This window comes from Peribacillus deserti (assembly GCF_016909175.1).
GTDB lineage: Bacteria > Bacillota > Bacilli > Bacillales > DSM-1321 > Paraperibacillus > Paraperibacillus deserti.
This window is the reverse complement of the sequence record NZ_JAFBFI010000014.1, coordinates 101,939-120,804: the sequence shown is the minus strand read 5'-3', so window position 1 is coordinate 120,804 and position 18,866 is coordinate 101,939. Positions and strand designations below refer to the sequence as shown.

Genomic DNA, 18,866 nt, shown 5'->3' with positions numbered 1-18,866 from the left:
TATTCTAAAATAGAATTTTAGAATAACAGCTAGGGGGGTTTTTATGGATTATGGGGTATTAACATCCATCGGGATTTATATGGTCGGCATGCTTCTAATTGGATACTTCGCCTATAAGCGGACTGCCAATTTAACGGACTATATGCTCGGAGGAAGAGATTTGGGGCCAGCTGTAACGGCTCTTAGTGCCGGCGCTTCCGATATGAGCGGATGGCTTTTAATGGGGCTGCCTGGTGCAATGTTTGTAAACGGTATCAGCAGCGGATGGATTGTTGTTGGATTAACTGCAGGAGCTTATTTAAATTGGCTGTATGTAGCACCTCGTCTAAGGACTTACACAGAGGTTGCAAATGATTCTATCACCATCCCAGATTTTCTGGAGAATCGTTTCAAAGATGGATCACGTGTGTTACGAATTGTTTCCGCACTTGTTATTTTAGTTTTTTTCACGTTTTATACCTCTTCCGGAATGGTAGCCGGGGGAGAGCTGTTTAAAACTGCCTTTAATATGGACTATACTATCGGGATCTGGGTAACAGCCGGAGTTGTTGTATGTTATACACTATTCGGAGGCTTTCTTGCAGTCAGCTGGACTGATTTTGTGCAAGGAGCAATTATGGTCATAGCTTTAGTGTTAGTGCCAATTGTAACGATTGTGAATATTGGTGGAATTGATAGAACGTTTAGCGAGATTCATAGTATTGACCCTACTTTGCTTTCCGTTCTCAAAGGGGCCACTCCTGTTGGTATTATTTCACTGCTGGCCTGGGGACTCGGTTATTTTGGCCAGCCGCATATTATCGTGCGCTTTATGGCCATTTCTTCGGTAAAAGAAATGAAAAGTGCTAGACGAATCGGTATGAGCTGGATGATTTTTTCCATTGTAGGAGCAATGATAACAGGTCTTATTGGAATTGCGTATTTCCATATAAACGGCCAGACTCTTAAAAATCCTGAAACGGTCTTTATCGTCATATCTGATCAGCTGTTTCCATCGCTGATTACAGGCTTCTTGCTGGCGGCTATTCTGGCGGCAGTCATGAGTACAATCTCATCTCAGCTTCTCGTAACTTCAAGTGCACTTACAGAAGACTTTTATAAAGCGTTCATTCGGAAAAATGCTTCAGACCGTGAGCTTGTATTAGTAGGAAGGCTGGCAGTACTGGGTATTGCCCTGATTGCATTGGCACTTGCCTTTAATCCAAGCGAGACACTGTTAAATTTGGTTGGTTATGCATGGGCCGGCTTTGGAGCGGCATTTGGTCCTGTTATCCTCCTGAGTTTATATTGGAAGCGCATGACAAAGTGGGGCGCGCTTGCTGGAATGATTATCGGTACCTTAACGGTTATTATCTGGGAACAGATCAAAGCGTTCGATCAAGTTTATGAAATTATTCCGGGCTTTATCGCTTGCGCTATAGCGATTATTATTGTCAGCATTCTAACAGCTAAGCCATCAAAAGAGATAGAATCAGAATTTGATGAAGCAGTAAGAAAACTGTAAATAAAAAACGGCTGCCTGAGAACACTCTGGCAGCCGTTTTTAAAAATACTTAATATAAACATGCCGAAAGGTATACATGATAAAATAAGTAATAAAAGAGGGGTGATGAAAATGAGCAGTATCAGTTTGCTAAAGAGGAATGTACAAATTACGTTAGAGAAGAAAAAACTGACCGGAGTAACAGCACGCGTCGGCCTTGTACTTGATATATCTGGATCTATGAGGAAGCTCTATAAAAATGGGACGGTTCAGAAGGTAGTTGAAAAAATTCTTGCGGTCGCAAGCCAATTTGATGACGACGGAGCCCTTGATGTCTGGGTATATGATAATGAATATTCCCGATTAAAGCCTGTTACAGAAATAGATTTTTTCAACTATGTGGAAGATGTCATCCTCTCTAATTCGCTCATACATAAATTTGGCAGGAACGATGAGCCGCCGGTGATGGAGGATGTTATTCAGAAATATACGATCGAAACGCCAAGTGATGAACCAGCTTTTATCGTTTTTATCAACGATGGCGGGTGTAAAAAAACGATAAAAAAACCAGTTGTAGAATCATCAAATAAACCGGTATTCTGGCAGTTTGTCGGAATAGGAGATGCTAATTTTGAAGTGTTAGAGAATTTGGATCATATGGAAGGCCGCTATTTGGATAATGCAAATTTCTTTCACATTAAAGATGTGGAGAATGTTAGTGATGAAGAGTTATATAACCAGCTATTAAATGAATTTCCATCCTGGCTTAAAGAGGCAAAGTCCAAAGGTGTTTTATCGTAATTCTTTTGTTGAACCGTTTGCCTCTTCCTCATGAAGACAGAAAAAACAAATAGACCTATTCCGCCGCAATGGATAGGTCTATTTGTTTTTTTTAGCTTGCAGCATAAAAGTAAGGCAGATGTACTATTATCGGGCGGGCATCTTTTCAAGTCTCTTTTAAATTATAAAAAGCAGCGATTTTTCGTACGAGAGAGTCAAGTTCTTTTTCCTTTTTTATATTGGAAAGCATTCCTTTAATAACAGGTATTCTGGGTGTATCAGAAGACAATTCCAATTCAATGACATCGAGGGAAACTAGGTGCTCCTCTGAATCTTTAAAATCTTCTTTCGCTGATTTGAGTGCATTTATCAGAACAGATTTATCCAATTTATCCGGAGCTAGAGGGAAGGCGATGAAATCTTCCACTTCTTTCGTTGAAAACATAGGTTTTTCCCCTGGTTTAAGAAGTCCTTCTACTAAATCATTTGTTCTATTAAGAATATACCGCGCCAATTCATACAAATCCAGTTTTGCACTCTGAAAGATAAGCAGCTCAAGGTAGGCAGAAACCATTCCTTGCACAAGTATGGTCAAATCCCATTGAAATGGAGCAATTTTATCGCCGTAAAGTGAACAGATTGTATACCTGGTATTTTCGGCAGCCTCTATTCTCATGTTTTTAATAAACTTCCCAATCGATTCATTGAAGGGAACCGCCTGCTCACGGGTCTGCATAATGATAAAATCCTTTTGATTCAAAATGGCTTCATATTGGCAGACGATATGCTCGACAAAAAGATCTTTGGGAGGAAGGTTCAGTTCCTTTAAGTGTTCAATTTTAGCCTTGATCTTTTCATAATTATATTTAAAAATGGCAAGCAGCAAGGCTTCCTTAGACTTAAAATACAGATAAAATGCACCTTTTGAAATTCCTGCATGGTTTGCGATTTCTTGAATAGAGGTGGCATCAAATCCTTTGGCCGCTATTAATTTAATGGCTGAATCCATGATGAGTTTCTCTTTTTCTTTCAATGCTAACACCGCCTAAAATGCTGTGATTAAATTATTAATTTTTTGTGAATAAGACTGCAGTCGTATTGACGTTGAATGACCGGTCAGTTATATTATTTAATATTATGACCGATTGGTCAATAGGATATCCCATTAGGAGGGTAAAATGAATAGTATTATCAATTTTACGTTAAGAAATAAATTTGCGGTTTGGCTTATGACGCTGATCGTGGTTGCAGCCGGCTTATATTCCGGACTAAACATGAAGCTCGAAACCATTCCGAATATCAGCACGCCTATTTTAAGTATAACAACGATCTACCCGGGTGCAACCCCTGAAGAGGTGGGAGATAAAGTTTCCCAGCCAATTGAGCAGGCTGTACAGAGTATGAATGGGGTAAAAGTTGTCAGTTCTACGTCTTATCAAAATGCATCTTCGGTTCAGATTGAATATGATTTCGAAAAGAATATGGATGAAGCGAAAAACGAGGCAGAAGAAGCTCTTTCCTCTATTTCATTTCCGGAGGGAGTTCAGGAGCCTGAAACCTCAAAGCTGAGTTTTAATGCCTTTCCGATTCTGACTCTAAGTGTTTCGAATGACGAAGAGTCTCTGGCTGCATTAACCAAAACGGTTAAAGAAAAGATTGCGCCAGCTCTTGAAGGGATTAATGGTGTTTCCACAGTTCAGATTTCTGGGCAGCAAGTGGATGAAGTCGAGTTAAAATTTGATCAGGACAAAATGAAACAGCTCGGACTGCAGGAAGCAGCCGTTCAAAATATAATAAAAGGTTCAGATGTAACCGTACCGCTTGGGTTATACACGTTTAAGGATACGCAAAAATCCGTAAAGGTTGACGGTAATATTACGACTATTTCTGACCTGAAGGATCTGGAAATACCTGCTATTCCATCAACAGGCGGAGCTCCAGCTGCTGGACAAAATCCTGCTCCAGGTTCAGGGCAGCAAGGATTAAATGGTGCTGCATCTGAACAACAGCCTTTTTCCGGTTCTAAACAAAATGCTTCAATGACCAGCGGGTCAGCACAAAGTGCGGCCGCAGCAAATGCCGCTATACCTACTGTGAAATTAGGCGATATTGCCGAAATTAAAGAGGTTGGCAAGGCTGAGTCTATATCAAGGACAAACGGCAAAGAAGCAATCGGTCTTTCAATCGTAAAAGCTTCTGATGCAAATACGGTAGATGTGGCTATTGATGTGAAAGAAAAAGTCAAAGAGTTTAATAAAGAAATAGATGGATTAGAGACTGTATTTACCTTCGACCAGGCAGAACCTATTGAGCATTCTGTAAGTACCATGCTGAGCAAAGCCCTTTTCGGTGCCGCTTTTGCAATGGTCATAATTCTTCTGTTTTTAAGGGATTTAAAATCTACATTGATTTCTATGATCTCCATCCCGCTTTCTCTATTAATTGCGATCCTATTATTAAAGCAGATGGATATTACTCTTAACATGATGACACTGGGTGCTATGACAGTTGCAATAGGAAGGGTTGTGGATGATTCTATTGTAGTTATAGAAAATATCTACCGCCGAATGTCTTTAAAAGGTGAAACATTAAAAGGTGCAGATTTAATCCGTGAAGCTACTAAAGAAATGTTTATGCCTATTCTTTCTTCTACAATCGTAACAATCGCCGTATTTCTGCCTTTAGGGCTGGTAAAAGGCATGATAGGGGAACTGTTCCTGCCATTTGCTTTGACGATTGTTTTTGCCCTTTCGGCATCACTCCTTGTGGCCGTTACTATAGTTCCGATGCTTGCCCACTCTCTGTTTAAAAAGGGTGTAAAGGTGCATGAAGAGCAAGGTCCGGGGAAACTTGCGAATGGTTATAAGAAATTATTAAATTGGACACTCAACCATAAAATCATTACGTCAGGAATTGCTATTCTAATGCTAGCCGGAAGTTTGTTCTTAATCCCGGTAATCGGCGTAAGCTTCCTTTCATCTGAGGAAGAGAAGATGATGATTGCGACTTTCAAGCCGGATCCAGGGGTAACCCGTGAGCAGGCCAGTCGAGTTTCAGAGAAAGCGGAAAATCTTCTGCTGGAAAGAGATGGAGTAAAAACCATCCAGCTTTCGCTTGGCAGTGAAAACCCTATGAATCCTGGTGACAGCAATAGTGCAATCTTCTATGTTCAATATGAAGATGATACGCCGGATTTTGAGAAGGAAAAAGAAAAGATAATCAAGGATCTTCAATCTTTCACAACTAATGGGGAATGGCTGTCCCAAAACTTCAGTTCAAGCGGTGCAAGCAATGAAGTGAAGATGTATGTATACGGAGACAGCATGAAAGATATTGAGCCTATCGTGAAGGATATTCAAAATATAATGAAGAAGGACGCTAATTTTAAAAACGTTGATTCAAGCATGTCGGAAACGTACCAAGAATATACGTTCACAGCCGATCAGAAGAAATTGAGCTCACTTGGTCTAACTGCAGGGCAGATTGGCATGGAATTAAGCCCTCAAAGGGAGCGTCCGATCTTAACGAAAGTTAGTAAAGATGACGAAGAATTAAATGTCTACATCCAGACTGAGAAAGAAACTTACAATTCTGTGACTGATTTGACCAATAAGACGATAACTTCTCCTTTAGGGAAAGAAGTTCAAATCAAGGATGTTGTCCAGGTTAAAGAAGGAGAAACATCCAATACAGTAAGCCGCCGAGATGGGAAGATTTATGTGGAAGTAAGCGGTGAGCTTAAGACAGATAATGCTGCCAAAGCTTCCGCAGACCTGCAGAAAAAAGTGGATAAACTCGATATGCCGTCAAGCATTAAAGTAGATATGGGCGGTGTGTCGGAGGATATTAATGAATCCTTTAAACAGCTTGGACTCGCCATGCTTGCAGCAATTGCCATTGTATATCTGGTTCTTGTCATTACATTTGGAGGCGGTCTTGCACCTTTTGCTATTCTGTTCTCCCTGCCATTTACGATTATTGGCGGACTGCTGGGGCTATTGATTGCCGGAGAAACTTTAAGTGTATCTGCCATGATTGGTGCATTGATGCTTATAGGTATCGTTGTTACGAATGCCATTGTATTAATTGACCGGGTTATTCATAACGAAAAAGGCGGACTAGCGACTAGAGAAGCGTTGCTTGAAGCCGGATCTACCCGCCTTCGCCCTATACTAATGACAGCCATTGCTACTATTGGAGCATTGATTCCTCTTGCGCTAGGTTTAGAAGGAAGCGGAATTATATCCAAAGGGCTTGGAGTAACAGTGATCGGCGGGCTTACAAGCTCAACTCTGTTAACATTAGTCATTGTTCCGATTGTGTATGAAGCTTTAAGCAAGGTTAAAAATAGAAAGCGACGTAAAGAACAGAACGGTTAATTTCATGTATACCCTGCACCCTAATTGCTGGTGCGGGGTATTTTTGATAAATTTCCCTTTACTATCCTGCATTTTCAGCAGTTAGCTCAGACAGCATCGAAGGAAGGGGAAATTCCGTAGATATGCTGATCAACCAAAATGTCACTAAAGATTAATTTCCCCTATCCGCTAAAAGCGGAGACATCGAACTTTCAAATGTGAAAGCTCTGTTCTTCAAACAGCTGTGCAGAGCGGTGTCATTTCGTATGGTCATACTTAAGCAGAAAAAGTTTAGTCCTTATACAAGCAGCTGGAAAAATTACGGCCAAGGCTAGTTGGGGGATATGTATCTATCCCAGATCGCAGGAGTGATTCATACACTGTCAAATTCAGGGGATATTAATATGGATCATGAGGAAATGACCGCCCATATAGATGCAGAAGCTGCAAGCGGCGATGTTACAATCGAATGAAACTTGCTTGCGTTGGATTATAAAAGTCAATGGGGTTTAGAAATTAGATGGACTTTTACTTAAAGAAAAATCTGAAGATGAAATGACCGGAAAAAAGGGTAAAGGGAAATATCCAGTTATAGTCTTATGTCTGGAGTTTTCTTCTAAGATAAGCGGGAGCAATTAATATGGAAAATTGCTCCGAGATGATAAGATAAAGGTGGATGCTCGTTAAGGGAACACAATTCACACACAAACAGACTTAAGATAAGAAGATCCTTATGATACTATAAGTGTATAAACACAGCTGAAGGAGATTTACATGACTCACACAGAAGATTTTTTAAATAAATTGAAGCCTGCTTTGCAAAATAACTGGGAAGCATCTGGGTTTAAGGCACCAACAACGATTCAGGAAAAGGCTATTCCTCCCCTTCTTGAGGGAAAGGATGTAATTGCGGAATCCCCAACAGGAACTGGAAAAACACTTGCCTACCTGCTGCCTGTGCTGAATGCAATAAATGAAGAGAACGGATCGATTCAGGCCCTTATTCTTGCCTCATCACATGAATTAGTGATGCAGATTAATGAAGAAATTCAAAAGTGGTCAAAAGGAAGCAAGATTTCAGGAGCTTCATTTATCGGAGGCGCAAACCTGAAGAGACAGCTGGAAAAGTTAAAAAAGCGCCCACAGGTTGTGGCAGGTACTCCTGGTCGAATCAATGAATTGATTAAGCAAAAGAAAATGAAAATGCATGAAGTTAAAACAATTGTCCTGGATGAAGGAGACCAGCTTCTTGTACCAGAACACATTGGAACAATCCAAAATATTGTAAAGAGTACCCTTAAGGACAGACAGGTTGTTTTGTTTTCTGCAACACTTCCGCCGCAGATCGAAGCTCATGCAAAGAAAATGATGTCAGAACCTGAGCTGGTGATTGTGAAGAGAGAAGAGAATATTCCTTCAAAAGTAGAACATGTTTACATTACAGCTGACCCGAGGGATAAAATTAAAATTCTCGAAAAAATCAGCCGGCTGGACAGCCTAAAAGGCCTCGCTTTTGTGAAGGATATTGGCAGCTTGAGTGTCTTATCTGAGAGGCTTGAGTATAATGGTGTCCCGCATGGGGTTCTTCACGGTGAATCCAACAAAAGAGACAGAGAAGCCTCCATAAAAGGCCTCCGCACCGGAGAGTATTCATTGCTGTTAGCAACTGAAGTAGCAGCCAGGGGACTGGATGTAAAAGGATTAACCCATGTGATACATTTTGACCTGCCTAAAACAAAGGAACAATATATTCACAGATCCGGCAGAACAGGAAGATCAGGTGCGGAAGGAACAGTCATTTCCATTATTGCGCCAAACGAAGAGCGCGATCTAAAACGATTGGCCCGAGACCTTAATCTTGAAATCCAGCCAAAAACCTTTTACAAGGGAGAAATCTCTGATATAAGATCAGCCGCAAAGCCGGTCATTAAAAACAGAAAATAGCAAAAAGCAGCCGCTGGCTGCTTTTTTTGATTTTTGAATGGATTTTCGCTGGCCAAGGCTTTATTGAAATTGGCTCTAATTGGTATGGGCTTGGGATGGGAGCTAAAGCGAAACCCTCTTAAATTTTGAAATTCCCTCTTATAATTCAAAAACTCCCCTTAAAATCGAAAAAAACCTCTTAAAATTCGCTTTACCCCTCTTAAAGGATAAAGTTAGCGGAGCGACAAGCTTATATCATTATAAAAAAATGCTGTTTACAGTTAAAGTGGGACTTTTATATATAATTTTATTTCAAATATAAGAATTTTATTTAAACTCTCAAATCGATTGCTTATGAACTGGAAGGTCCATTTCTGCCGATAAATTATCCATATTGGTTAAGTTCTGTCTTACCCGCGCTCGCCATTAGCTAGTCTGTCTTATTAGATATCAGAATTCTCAATAGTGCAGGTTAAAAGCCTGGCTTAAAACCAAGCCTTTCAAGATTCATACTGATTAAATTTATCTATTGCTCCGATTCCTTTTAATTGAGGCCCATACGGCTATGGCCCAGATCAGCACCACGGTTGCATATGAAATATTTATGAAAGTTTCTGAGAAAAAATCACCTGTATGCATGAGTATTCGCAGGTTGGTAAGGATGATAATGCCTCCAACAAGCACTCCTAATAAATGCGCGGGAAGTTTGCGAACCAGCCAGGCTGCAGCTGGGGCAGCTACGATACCACCAATCATGATGGCTATGACCCAGGTCCAGTTCACTTCGGACCAGCCAAGGGAAATGAGGAAGCCTAGAGTGGCTGACAAAGAGACTGCGAATTCGCTGGTATCTACTGAGCCAACCACTTTGCGGGGCTCATCTTCATTTTTTGCAAGAAGCATTGGGGTTGTTACGGGTCCCCAGCCCCCCCCGCCTGTCGCATCCATGAACCCGGCCACTAATCCAAGCGGAATTAATTGCTTCTTTGAGAATCCCTTATTTGACGGGGGCTTTGTATGGCTTTTACATGCAAAACGGCAAATAATGTATACACCTAGACATAATAAAAATCCGGAAATATAAGGCTTCATTACATCACCTGGAAGACTGCTTAAAAAACAAGCACCAACAAAAGCTCCGATCGATCCTGGAATGATTAACCGTAAGACAGTTTGCTTATTTACGTTACCAAACCGAATATGAGAAATTCCAGATGCCGCATTTGTTACAACTTCTGCAAAATGGACGGATGCGGAAGCGGCCGCAGGCGCAGAGCCAAGCAGCAGCAGCAGAGAAGTGGATGTAATGCCAAATCCCATTCCAAGTGAGCCATCTACCAGTTGCGCGGCTAAGCCGATAAGTGCCAGGATGATTAATTTTTTCATTGTTTACCTCCAGCCTGCTAAATTTGAACTGTATATATTGGTATGTAAAGCTCTGTGCATTTGTCACGATAAAACAAAAAGTTCTGGACTCCCCAAAAAGAAAACGCTTACAAAATGCTTGTTTTCATCATACAATGATAAATAGGCATGCGAATAATATGGGATAGTATCGGGAGGCGTGACGATGGAGAAAAAGTTTAAACATTTTGAGACAGAAGTCATTCATACTGGATATGAAGCAAAAGATCACTTAGGAAGTTTGTCTATACCCCTATTTCAAACCTCTACTTTCACATTTGAAACAGCCGAACAAGGCGAGAATCGTTTTGCAGGCAGGGAGGAAGGCTTTATTTACTCACGGCTGGGAAACCCCACTGTACGGGCACTTGAAGAGAGAATTGCTGCACTTGAAGGTGCTGAGGATGGAATTGCATTTGGATCAGGGATGGCGGCGGTTTCCGCTGTTTTATTTTCATTGGTAAAAGCCGGTGACCATATTATATGTTCACAGGGGTTATATGGCTGTACCTTTGGTTTATTAGAGTTATTGAAAGAAAAATTTAATGTCACATATGATTTTTCTCCTATGGAAAACGAACAGCAAATCAAGCAGTTGATCAAGCCAGAGACGGTTTGTATCTATGTGGAAACACCTATTAATCCCACAATGAGAATGATAGATTTAGAGATGGTATCTAGGGCAGCGAAGGAACATAGGATTTCAGTGGTTGTGGATAACACATTCAGTTCTCCCTATCTGCAGCAGCCTCTAATACTTGGGTGTGATATTGTTCTCCATAGTGCAACTAAATATATCTGCGGGCATGGAGATGTGGTTGCAGGCTTAGCCGCAGGAAAGAAGGAATTTATCCGAAGGCTGGCCATGACTACCTTAAAGGATATTGGTGGGATCATATCTCCTTTTGATGCCTGGCTTCTTTTACGCGGTTTAAAAACACTTCCTGTCAGAATGGACCGCCACACTGAGAATGCAAAAAAGCTATATGAAAAATTAAAGGAGCATCGTGCAGTAGAAAATGTCTATTACCCGGGAGACCCGAGCCACAGGGATTACAACATCATGCAAAAGCAGATGAAGGGCGGAGGAGGATTGATTTCATTTGAAATAAAAGGGACTAAAAAGGATGCACAGCGATTATTAAATTCGCTGCATTTGGTTAAAATTGCTGTCAGCCTGGGAGATGCAGAAACTTTAATCCAGCACCCGGCAACGATGACACACGCCGTAATTCCTGAAACTCAAAGGCTGGAAATGGGCATAACGGATCAGATGCTTAGATTATCAGTTGGTCTTGAAGCATGGGAGGATATTTGGGAGGATTTACAACAAGGATTAGATTCCATCTAATGAAAAAAGCCATGAATTTGGCTTTTGTTGTTACAGGTATGAAAACCGATGAGCATTTAAGCTGGAACCGCAGGCGGCTTCATTTATTTTCTGACAGCAGATCCAATATAGGCTGGACGGCTGAGTGTAAGGAAGGCGCAATAAGATCGGCTGAGGAAGGACCATCGCCGATGAAAACCGTTTTACATCCGGCCTTTTTACCTGCTTCAATATCACGTTCATGGTCACCGGCCATTACACTGCCGGAAAGGTCAATATTATGCCTTGCAGCAAGATCGAAAAGCATACCGGGGCCTGGTTTTCTGCACTCACATCCGGCATTTGGCCTGTGTGCACAATAGGCAATCTCTGTTATCGATCCCCCTTTGTCCCTAACAAGGCTTTGAAGATGTTCATGAATTCTCACCAAGTTTTTCTCCTTTAAGTAACCAAGGCCTACACCGCCTTGGTTCGTTACGACGAACACCTCATATCCAGCTTTGTTAAACTCAGCAATGGCTTCTGCAGCTCCTTCTAACAAATACAATTGCCCTGTGTTATTTACAAATTTCACCCGGTTAGATAACATCTCATTCAATACACCGTCACGATCTAAAAAGACAGCCTTTTCCATGTCTTCCTCCTAAGATTCTTAATTTTAAAAAGTATTCCCCCAAGAAATGAATCAAAAACAGCGATTTGATATAATGAACAAAACTAGAGACTTAGAGATAGATTAATTGAGGAAAAACCGGAGATTTTCAGGTTGTATCTAGAAAGAGTTAACCGTAAAACGGCAGCATAGATGCTTTTACATACAGAATTATTCAGCCTGATCAGCTAACCATATTTAAGAAAGTATTACTTAAGCATGCATTCTTTATCGGCTGAAATAAACCCGGTTCTTCTTCATGCTCCTTTGAAACGTGATTTCTTCCTGTAGCTGCTGTTTTAAAATGTAAGCGGAATCATACTGGGCTAAATTATTATTTTACCTTATGAAAAAAGGATTCTACTAATCAGGAGTGGGGGGAACCAGTATGAAATTATTTGCTTCGCCTAAGAAAATCATAACAGGGGAAGGTTCTATTAAAAATATCTCTGCCATTGTAAAAGATTATAAGGCTAAGAGAGTTTTCATCTTTGCTGATCCGATCGTTGTTCATCTAGGATTAACAAATGAATTGGAGGCTATGCTGCAGGAGCTTGACACAGAGTATTCCTTATTCACAAAGATCGAGGCAGAACCGCCTATTGCGGTTGGAGACCAGGCTGTACAGGCTGTACGTGATTATCGGGCTGATCTTGTTATTGGGATCGGCGGAGGAAGCTGCTTAGATATAGCGAAAGCCGCGTCGGTTCTGGCCAGAAATTCTGGTGAGATTTCCGATTTTTTACATTTAACAGGAACAAAGACATTCAGCCACACCGGATTGCCAAAGGTTCTGATTCCAACTACTGCTGGTACAGGAGCGGAAATTACGGATATTGCCGTTTTTTCACTGGAAGATACAAAAGACGTTATCAGTCATGAGTTTTTACTATCTGATATAGCGATCATTGACCCAGAATTAACCTACACTCTTCCCCCAAGAGTTACTGCGGCGAGCGGCGTGGATGCTTTAACTCATGCAATTGAGGCTTATCTCTCTATCAATGCATCCATTTTGACCGACACACTTGCGTTAGAAGCTGTAACGAGGATTGCAGCAAATATCAGAACAGCCGTATGGCAGGGGGAAAATACAGCCGCCAGAAATGAAATGTCGTGGGGGAGTATGCTGGCAGGCTTAAGTTTTTACAATGCGGGAGTAGCAGGTGTGCATGCCTTAGCGTACCCGCTAGGAGGGTTATTCAAGCTGCCCCATGGCGAATCGAATGCGGTATTGCTGCCTTACGTATTAGATTATATCTGGCCTTCCTGTATGGAGAAAATGATCAGGCTGGCGGCTGTTCTTGGCCTTCCTGTGGAAAACAAGAACCAGAGGGATCTTGCCATTTCAGTGGTCCAAGAAATCCAGAATCTAATTCGGGATACAGGGCTGCCGACTACACTCGGGGAATATGGCATCACTGAGAATGATATTAACCGCCTGGCGGAAAATGGCATGAAGCAGACAAGGCTTCTGGCTAGAAGTCCAAAGCCTTTTTCATTAGAAGCAACAAAGAGCATCTATCTCTCAGCTCTAAAAGGGGAACTGGCACTTGGAAGATAAAGCTCCAGTTTAAAATGAATAAGGGAGGGATAGCATGTACCATACAATCATAGAGCCTAGAGTATCTGAAACAGATGGAGTAGGCCATATTAATAATACAACAGTTCCAGTGTGGCTGGAGGCAGGGCGAAATCAGCTTTTCAAATTATTTACACCTGACTTTTCATTTGAGAACTGGAGAATGATCATCGTAAATATGAATGTGGATTATATCGGCCAAATTTATTTCGGAGAAAAGGCTGATGTCTATACATGGGTGAAAAAAATCGGGAACTCAAGCCTGATCCTGTACGAAGAGATTCATCAGGCTGGCAGACTATGTGTAAAAGGAACCGCAGCTTACGTGAACTATAATACAAAGCTTCAGCATTCGGAACCAATTCCAGACGAATTACGAAAAGTATTGGAGAGTCATTATTACCCCAATGAATAAAAAATCTTCACAGAATCAAACACCCCTCCTGCTTTTGAGAAGGGGTGTTTGTGTTCTAATTCTTATGGTTTCAATACAACTTTGATACAGTCATCTGCGTGGTCATTAAAGACTTTATAAGCCTGGCCTGCCTCATCAAGCGGAACTCTGTGAGTGATGATCTCTGTGGGATCAAATTCGGCTCTTGAAATCATATCAAACATCATAGGCATATAGTGGATAACAGGTGCCTGTCCCATTTTCAGGGAAACATTCCTCTCGAAAATATTACCGAGCGGGAACATATTATACATGGATCCGTAGACACCAGTGAGCTGAATGGTTCCAAACTTTCTTACAGCATTCAGACCAATCTCAATCGGACTTATGGTTCCTCCCTGAAGCTTTAGCTTTTGGCCGATTGCTTCCATTGGTGATTTTTTGCCGTCCATGCCTACACAGTCTATTACTACGTCTGCTCCCCCATTTGTGATCTCTTTGATGTGTGAACCTGAATCATCAAATTTTTCAAAGTTTAGGATTTCTACATTGTTTTTATTTTTTGCATGGTTCAGTCGGTAAGGGGTATTATCAACGGCGATTACCCGCTTAGCCCCTTTCATCCATGCGAATTTTTGAGCCATTAAGCCGACTGGACCGCACCCAAGTACCACCACGGTATCGCCTTTCTTTACGCCGGAGTTCTCTACACTCCAGTAGGCAGTCGGAAGTACGTCAGACATAAAGAGCAAGGCTTCGTCTTCAAGTTCACATGATTCCGGAATAACAAACGGCATAAAGTTCCCAAAAGGAACACGCAGCAATTCAGCTTGTCCCCCCTGATAATTCCCATATCTTTCAGTAAATCCAAAATATCCTCCTGAGTCTATTTCAGGATTTGGATTGGAGTTATCACATTGGCTTTCCATATCATGCTCACAGAAGAAGCAGTGGCCGCATGAAATATTAAACGGGAGGACAACTCTGTCCCCCTTTTTAACCTTAGTAACCTCTGGCCCGACGTCTTCAACAATCCCCATAGGCTCATGACCGACAACATAGTCTTTATGAGTAGGCAGTGCGCCCTGATAAATATGGAGATCGGAACCACAGATTGCCGTTGAAGTAATTCGGACAATAATATCATCGTTCTTTTCAATTTTTGGGTCCGGAACCTGTTTTACCTGCATGTTCTTTGGTCCTTGAAACGTTACAGCTTTCATAATCAGCCTCCTAAGTATGGAATACTTCACTTATACCCCTATTTTTCTTTATAAAAGCAATTCTAAATAAAATCTTTAAATGGAAATAAAAAAGTCCATGCCAAAACTTGTTGGTTATCTACGAAGTATGTGACACTTTCTAATTTCCCCCAATTAATGAAATAAATTAATTAACTTTAAAAATGTATGGAATCTATCTATTTAAAACGTACAGACTTTGGCTGTTTTTAGAAAGTTTAATGGAACATAATCTTCAGTTTACTAATCGTCATTTAAGTGTTTTTTAAAAACAAAACAGCTTGGGGATTTTTAAGTGACAATCCCAGATTAGAAGTGTTTTGTATTCAGAAGAAGTTCCAGGTTCCATGCCAAGGCTCACTTTATGCAGTGATAAAAAAGGAGATAGTTAAGAAACGGCCAAATTAATAGTGACTTGATATAAATAGGAGAACGACAGATAGATTTACTCACTTCTGAACATAATCTTTAAACGCGGCAGGGCCCGCGTTTTTTAGTCATTTACAGATTTAATTTTTTGAATCCGATAAAAAGCGAGGAATACTTAATGGACAACGAAAATCTTCTTATCGAGGCGAAAAGACTATTTGAAATACATACTGAAATACAGCGGGTTTCTGAAGGTTTTCAAAATATTGTTTACTCATACGGAAATGACGGCAAACAAAAATATTTGCGCATTACTCCCAGTAAGCTAAGAAATATCAGCCGAATTGAGAGTGAATTGAAATTTATTTGGGATTACATAATGGAGGAGTCCGGGTCTCGCTTCCGGTTGAGTCAATCAACAGAAATCTAATCGAAACGGTGAGTGACAATGGAGTCATCTATTATCTTGTGTCCTTTGAAAAGGTACCAGGCCGTCCAATCGATGTAACGCAGCCAGATGTTTGGAATAAGGATTTGTTTTATAACTGGGGTCAAACTATGGGAAAGATGCATAAGCTTGCCGGAAAAATGGATGCAAGCAGCATAAAGAGGCCTATGGGATTGGAAGCGAATGCTGATATATTCCATGTAGAGAGAGTAGACTCGCAGGGGAAAATAAAAGAAAAGTACCAGAAACATCTTAAAACTTTATCCGTTCTTCCTACAGGAACAGAACTGTTTGGACTTATCCATAATGATTTTCACCAGGGGAATTTACGAGTTAATTCCGGAGAAATTACCTTATTCGATTTTGATGACTGTGCATATTATTGGTTTGCCAATAATATAGCAGCGAGCTTTTTTATCATGCGCACTGGCAGAATTCTTCCTTTAATGGAAGCAGCATTTCCTAAACAGTTTTTCAGTAAGTTTTTCGATGGCTATGCCAAAGAACGTACTGTCTACCGAGGAATCACGGAGCAAATACCCATTCTTTTAAAACAAAGGGAATTTTTTTACTGGATCTTTTTACTAAGCACTGGGATTTGGACCAACTTGAAGCATGGCAACGTTATACATTGAGGGATTTAAAAGATTCGGATAGAACATGAGAGACCTGTGATTGAAAATTTGCATCTATAGAAGGCAGCACAAAAAAAGATCAAAACAGTGGATGTTTTGATCTTTTCTTGATTGGTTATTTAGGTGGTTATTTAAATTTTATACAGGTTAGCGATTGTTGTGGCTTCTGCCGCGTACTGCTTTCATAATGAAGCTAACAATTAAAATAAGAATGATAGCTCCAAGTAAAGCAGGGATAATTGCAAATCCGCCTACATCAGGACCCCAGCTGCCAAAGATTAGTCCTCCAAGCCAAGCACCGATAAAACCAGCGATAATATTCCCGATAACTCCACCAGGAACGTCACGTCCTAAAATTAATCCAGCTAGCCAACCAATGATACCACCTATAATTAATGACCATAAAAATTCCATAATAGCATGTCTCCTTTTTGATAATTTTTTTTGCTTAGCTTATAAGCTTGTTCTTTTTTTGCCCCAGATTGGGATGTTCTAAACATCATTTTTAATTTACTTATTTTTACTTTATTTAAGGTTTAGGATAACCCATGCATTTTTAAGTATGCACTATACCATCAATTTCTCGTTTTTTTACTATACAGTGTGGTATTAATAAATTAATCAGTAAGAGAGATAATAGTACATATAATCATGATATTAGATAAGCCATGCCCGAAGGGAGTTAGCAGGAGCATGAAAGCAATCGAAATTAAGGAAAAAAATCTTGATCGGGCACTATTGGTATTTGTCCTTCCCTTTTCAATAAAGGAATATCGAATTGTTTCCCTAAAAAAAACGCTTGGCGACCAGCAATACGAAGCATTTAAACTGGATGATCTGTCCCTTGAAAGAAAATATTACGGTGATTTTCAAATTTTTCATGAAAATATTGAGGGATATTACCTGCCTTTTACAAATAAAATTTTATTCCCAAGTAACGAAAAACAGGAGGGCTTTCATAGATTCTCAAAGCAAATGAACTTAGACTGTTATTATAACGCGGAGAAGTTTTCGCTCCCTTTCCAGCTCTTATCCACTGATGTTACGCTTTGCCCGATGAATGTAGGGTTTATAACTATTCGGCTGCAAATTGGCGAAGATGCCAATTTTTCTTCGGCGATGGAATTTGCAAAAAGATTCAGGAGCCTTAGCTCCAAAAGGTACTCAAGGAATGAGATAAGTCTTAAAGGAGAGGAGAAAACCTTTAAGGACGTTAAAGAATTTATCATTAAGCATTTAAATCCTTCCATTACAGATTACTTCGATAAAACGAATATGGAGGAATCCTATTTTGAAACGTTTCCGTTTTTTGAGGATGACAGGATGTATGTCCAATCTATTTTCTCTTTTAAAGAAAATGATCCTTTTGAGAAAATGGATGTGTTCCGTGCAGCTAATTTAGATGGAAGCGACTCAGAAGGGAAACCAAGCATCAGTTCTACCAATAGGAGATATATTCATGAATTCCTTAAGGAGAACAGTTATGACAGATGGGCACCCGACACCTATTATGTGGTGAAAGAGGACCATTTTTCATGTATAACCAATGAAGAGAGGCCGGCTCTGGATCCGCTGGTCAGCCAAATGTTTGGAGAGTATTATTATGGACTTCTCCTAAATTTGTTTCATAAAATTGTTTTGCTCAAAATAGCCAATGATTACTCTGAAATCCGCATTGATAAGGATAGAGAAAAAGTGGAAGAACTTATCTATATCGTCAATTCTTTCACTGCCAATTATTATTTCATTGAATTGGCTACCCAATCACAGGGAAGAGATATCTTTCTGCATTTAAGAGATGTATTTAAAATCGAAGAAATGTATGATGATGGAAAGCAGACGCTTTATAGCTTGTATCGATACCAGGAGTCTTTTTCTGATAAGAAAAACAGTTTATTGCTTTTATATCTAACGCTGTTTACAGTAATCAGCGGAATTTATGGAATGAATCAAGTGATTGAGGATTTAAAGGGCAATATTAAGTGGGGAAAATTAGCGGGATATTCCCTATTTGAGTATATTGCCTTATTTGTGACGGTAAGCGGTTTGATTGTAGCTGTATACCTGACTATTTCAAGTTTCCTAACCTGGAGAAATGACAGAAAAAAGAGGGAATTATGGGAAAGAAAGACGGCTGTTTCCACTAGGAATAAATATTAAGTTCAGAGCTGACCCTTAAGTGGTCAGTTTTTTATTTTACAAAATTTCACTTTGTTTGGCAGGATCAGGCATGCTATAATGTTCTGCGTTAACAACGGCCCGGCTTT

The 18,866-nt window shown here is 40.3% G+C and carries 15 protein-coding genes; 10 read left to right on the top strand and 5 right to left on the bottom strand.

The annotated features are described in order from the left end of the window. Positions 1–43 precede the first annotated feature (43 nt). Positions 44–1,504: a sodium/proline symporter PutP gene (gene putP / locus JOC77_RS15100; RefSeq protein WP_204544607.1), complete on the top strand. Its 1,461-nt coding sequence runs from the start codon at positions 44–46 to the stop codon at positions 1,502–1,504. A 111-nt stretch (positions 1,505–1,615) separates the two neighbouring features. Then, positions 1,616–2,284 carry a vWA domain-containing protein gene (locus tag JOC77_RS15095; RefSeq protein ID WP_204544605.1) on the top strand — a complete coding sequence of 223 codons (669 nt, stop codon included), beginning with the start codon at positions 1,616–1,618 and terminating at the stop codon, positions 2,282–2,284. A 145-nt stretch (positions 2,285–2,429) separates the two neighbouring features. On the opposite strand, the gene JOC77_RS15090 is transcribed toward JOC77_RS15095, so the two are convergent. After that, positions 2,430–3,296: a TetR/AcrR family transcriptional regulator gene (locus tag JOC77_RS15090; protein WP_204544603.1), complete on the bottom strand. Its 867-nt coding sequence runs from the start codon at positions 3,294–3,296 to the stop codon at positions 2,430–2,432. Between the two features lie 145 nt (positions 3,297–3,441). Between JOC77_RS15090 and JOC77_RS15085 the strand changes: the two genes are divergently transcribed. The 3 genes from JOC77_RS15085 to JOC77_RS15080 all read left to right on the top strand — a co-directional run bounded on the left by JOC77_RS15085 (position 3,442) and on the right by JOC77_RS15080 (position 8,565). After that, complete coding sequence (locus tag JOC77_RS15085; RefSeq protein ID WP_204544601.1) at positions 3,442–6,642, top strand: efflux RND transporter permease subunit; 3,201 nt, start codon at positions 3,442–3,444, stop codon at positions 6,640–6,642. A gap of 323 nt (positions 6,643–6,965) precedes the next feature. Further along, entirely contained in the window at positions 6,966–7,094 is a 129-nt protein-coding gene (locus tag JOC77_RS21330) for a hypothetical protein (RefSeq protein ID WP_239558774.1), read from the top strand. 301 nt (positions 7,095–7,395) lie between these two features. Beyond that, positions 7,396–8,565, top strand: coding sequence for a DEAD/DEAH box helicase (locus tag JOC77_RS15080; RefSeq protein ID WP_204544599.1), 1,170 nt, complete (start codon positions 7,396–7,398; stop codon positions 8,563–8,565). Positions 8,566–9,066: 501 nt separating this feature from the next. On the opposite strand, the gene JOC77_RS15075 is transcribed toward JOC77_RS15080, so the two are convergent. Beyond that, the gene (locus JOC77_RS15075; RefSeq protein ID WP_204544597.1) at positions 9,067–9,930 is read right to left on the bottom strand and encodes a sulfite exporter TauE/SafE family protein; all 864 of its coding nucleotides are present in this window, start codon (positions 9,928–9,930) and stop codon (positions 9,067–9,069) included. A 184-nt stretch (positions 9,931–10,114) separates the two neighbouring features. On the opposite strand from JOC77_RS15075, the gene megL reads away from it, so the two are divergent. Further along, on the top strand, positions 10,115–11,299 hold the full coding sequence (megL, locus tag JOC77_RS15070) for a methionine gamma-lyase (protein WP_204544595.1): 1,185 nt from the start codon (positions 10,115–10,117) through the stop codon (positions 11,297–11,299). A gap of 79 nt (positions 11,300–11,378) precedes the next feature. On the opposite strand, the gene JOC77_RS15065 is transcribed toward megL, so the two are convergent. Then, entirely contained in the window at positions 11,379–11,912 is a 534-nt protein-coding gene (locus JOC77_RS15065) for a D-glycero-alpha-D-manno-heptose-1,7-bisphosphate 7-phosphatase (protein WP_204544593.1), read from the bottom strand. 406 nt (positions 11,913–12,318) lie between these two features. Here JOC77_RS15065 and JOC77_RS15060 point away from each other — a divergent pair, with 406 nt between their 5' ends. Both JOC77_RS15060 and JOC77_RS15055 read left to right on the top strand, forming a co-directional pair. After that, a complete protein-coding gene (locus JOC77_RS15060) occupies positions 12,319–13,494 on the top strand; it encodes an iron-containing alcohol dehydrogenase (RefSeq protein WP_204544591.1) in 1,176 nt (391 codons plus the stop codon). A 34-nt stretch (positions 13,495–13,528) separates the two neighbouring features. Next, complete coding sequence (locus JOC77_RS15055) at positions 13,529–13,927, top strand: acyl-CoA thioesterase (protein WP_204544589.1); 399 nt, start codon at positions 13,529–13,531, stop codon at positions 13,925–13,927. A 62-nt stretch (positions 13,928–13,989) separates the two neighbouring features. Here the strand turns inward: JOC77_RS15055 and JOC77_RS15050 are convergent, their stop codons facing one another. Next, entirely contained in the window at positions 13,990–15,129 is a 1,140-nt protein-coding gene (locus JOC77_RS15050; RefSeq protein ID WP_204544587.1) for a zinc-dependent alcohol dehydrogenase, read from the bottom strand. 753 nt (positions 15,130–15,882) lie between these two features. Between JOC77_RS15050 and JOC77_RS15045 the strand changes: the two genes are divergently transcribed. Next, on the top strand, positions 15,883–16,599 hold the full coding sequence (locus tag JOC77_RS15045) for a phosphotransferase enzyme family protein (RefSeq protein ID WP_204544585.1): 717 nt from the start codon (positions 15,883–15,885) through the stop codon (positions 16,597–16,599). Positions 16,600–16,746: 147 nt separating this feature from the next. Here JOC77_RS15045 and JOC77_RS15040 read toward each other — a convergent pair whose 3' ends face one another. Further along, positions 16,747–17,013 carry a GlsB/YeaQ/YmgE family stress response membrane protein gene (locus JOC77_RS15040; protein WP_204544583.1) on the bottom strand — a complete coding sequence of 89 codons (267 nt, stop codon included), beginning with the start codon at positions 17,011–17,013 and terminating at the stop codon, positions 16,747–16,749. 279 nt (positions 17,014–17,292) lie between these two features. Here JOC77_RS15040 and JOC77_RS15035 point away from each other — a divergent pair, with 279 nt between their 5' ends. Then, positions 17,293–18,759, top strand: a complete 1,467-nt coding sequence (locus tag JOC77_RS15035; RefSeq protein WP_204544581.1) for a hypothetical protein — start codon at positions 17,293–17,295, stop codon at positions 18,757–18,759. Positions 18,760–18,866 lie beyond the last annotated feature (107 nt).

What these genes read in the sequence shown, in the direction of transcription:
- JOC77_RS15095 (WP_204544605.1), top strand. Translation starts at nt 1,616, where the DNA reads ATGAGCAGTATCAGTTTGCTAAAGAGGAATGTACAAATTACGTTAGAG.
- JOC77_RS15075 (WP_204544597.1), bottom strand. Translation starts at nt 9,930, where the DNA reads ATGAAAAAATTAATCATCCTGGCACTTATCGGCTTAGCCGCGCAACTG.
- putP (WP_204544607.1), top strand. Translation starts at nt 44, where the DNA reads ATGGATTATGGGGTATTAACATCCATCGGGATTTATATGGTCGGCATG.
- JOC77_RS15050 (WP_204544587.1), bottom strand. Translation starts at nt 15,129, where the DNA reads ATGAAAGCTGTAACGTTTCAAGGACCAAAGAACATGCAGGTAAAACAG.
- JOC77_RS21330 (WP_239558774.1), top strand. Translation starts at nt 6,966, where the DNA reads ATGTATCTATCCCAGATCGCAGGAGTGATTCATACACTGTCAAATTCA.
- JOC77_RS15040 (WP_204544583.1), bottom strand. Translation starts at nt 17,013, where the DNA reads ATGGAATTTTTATGGTCATTAATTATAGGTGGTATCATTGGTTGGCTA.
- JOC77_RS15080 (WP_204544599.1), top strand. Translation starts at nt 7,396, where the DNA reads ATGACTCACACAGAAGATTTTTTAAATAAATTGAAGCCTGCTTTGCAA.
- JOC77_RS15065 (WP_204544593.1), bottom strand. Translation starts at nt 11,912, where the DNA reads ATGGAAAAGGCTGTCTTTTTAGATCGTGACGGTGTATTGAATGAGATG.
- JOC77_RS15060 (WP_204544591.1), top strand. Translation starts at nt 12,319, where the DNA reads ATGAAATTATTTGCTTCGCCTAAGAAAATCATAACAGGGGAAGGTTCT.
- JOC77_RS15035 (WP_204544581.1), top strand. Translation starts at nt 17,293, where the DNA reads ATGAAAGCAATCGAAATTAAGGAAAAAAATCTTGATCGGGCACTATTG.
- JOC77_RS15085 (WP_204544601.1), top strand. Translation starts at nt 3,442, where the DNA reads ATGAATAGTATTATCAATTTTACGTTAAGAAATAAATTTGCGGTTTGG.
- megL (WP_204544595.1), top strand. Translation starts at nt 10,115, where the DNA reads ATGGAGAAAAAGTTTAAACATTTTGAGACAGAAGTCATTCATACTGGA.
- JOC77_RS15055 (WP_204544589.1), top strand. Translation starts at nt 13,529, where the DNA reads ATGTACCATACAATCATAGAGCCTAGAGTATCTGAAACAGATGGAGTA.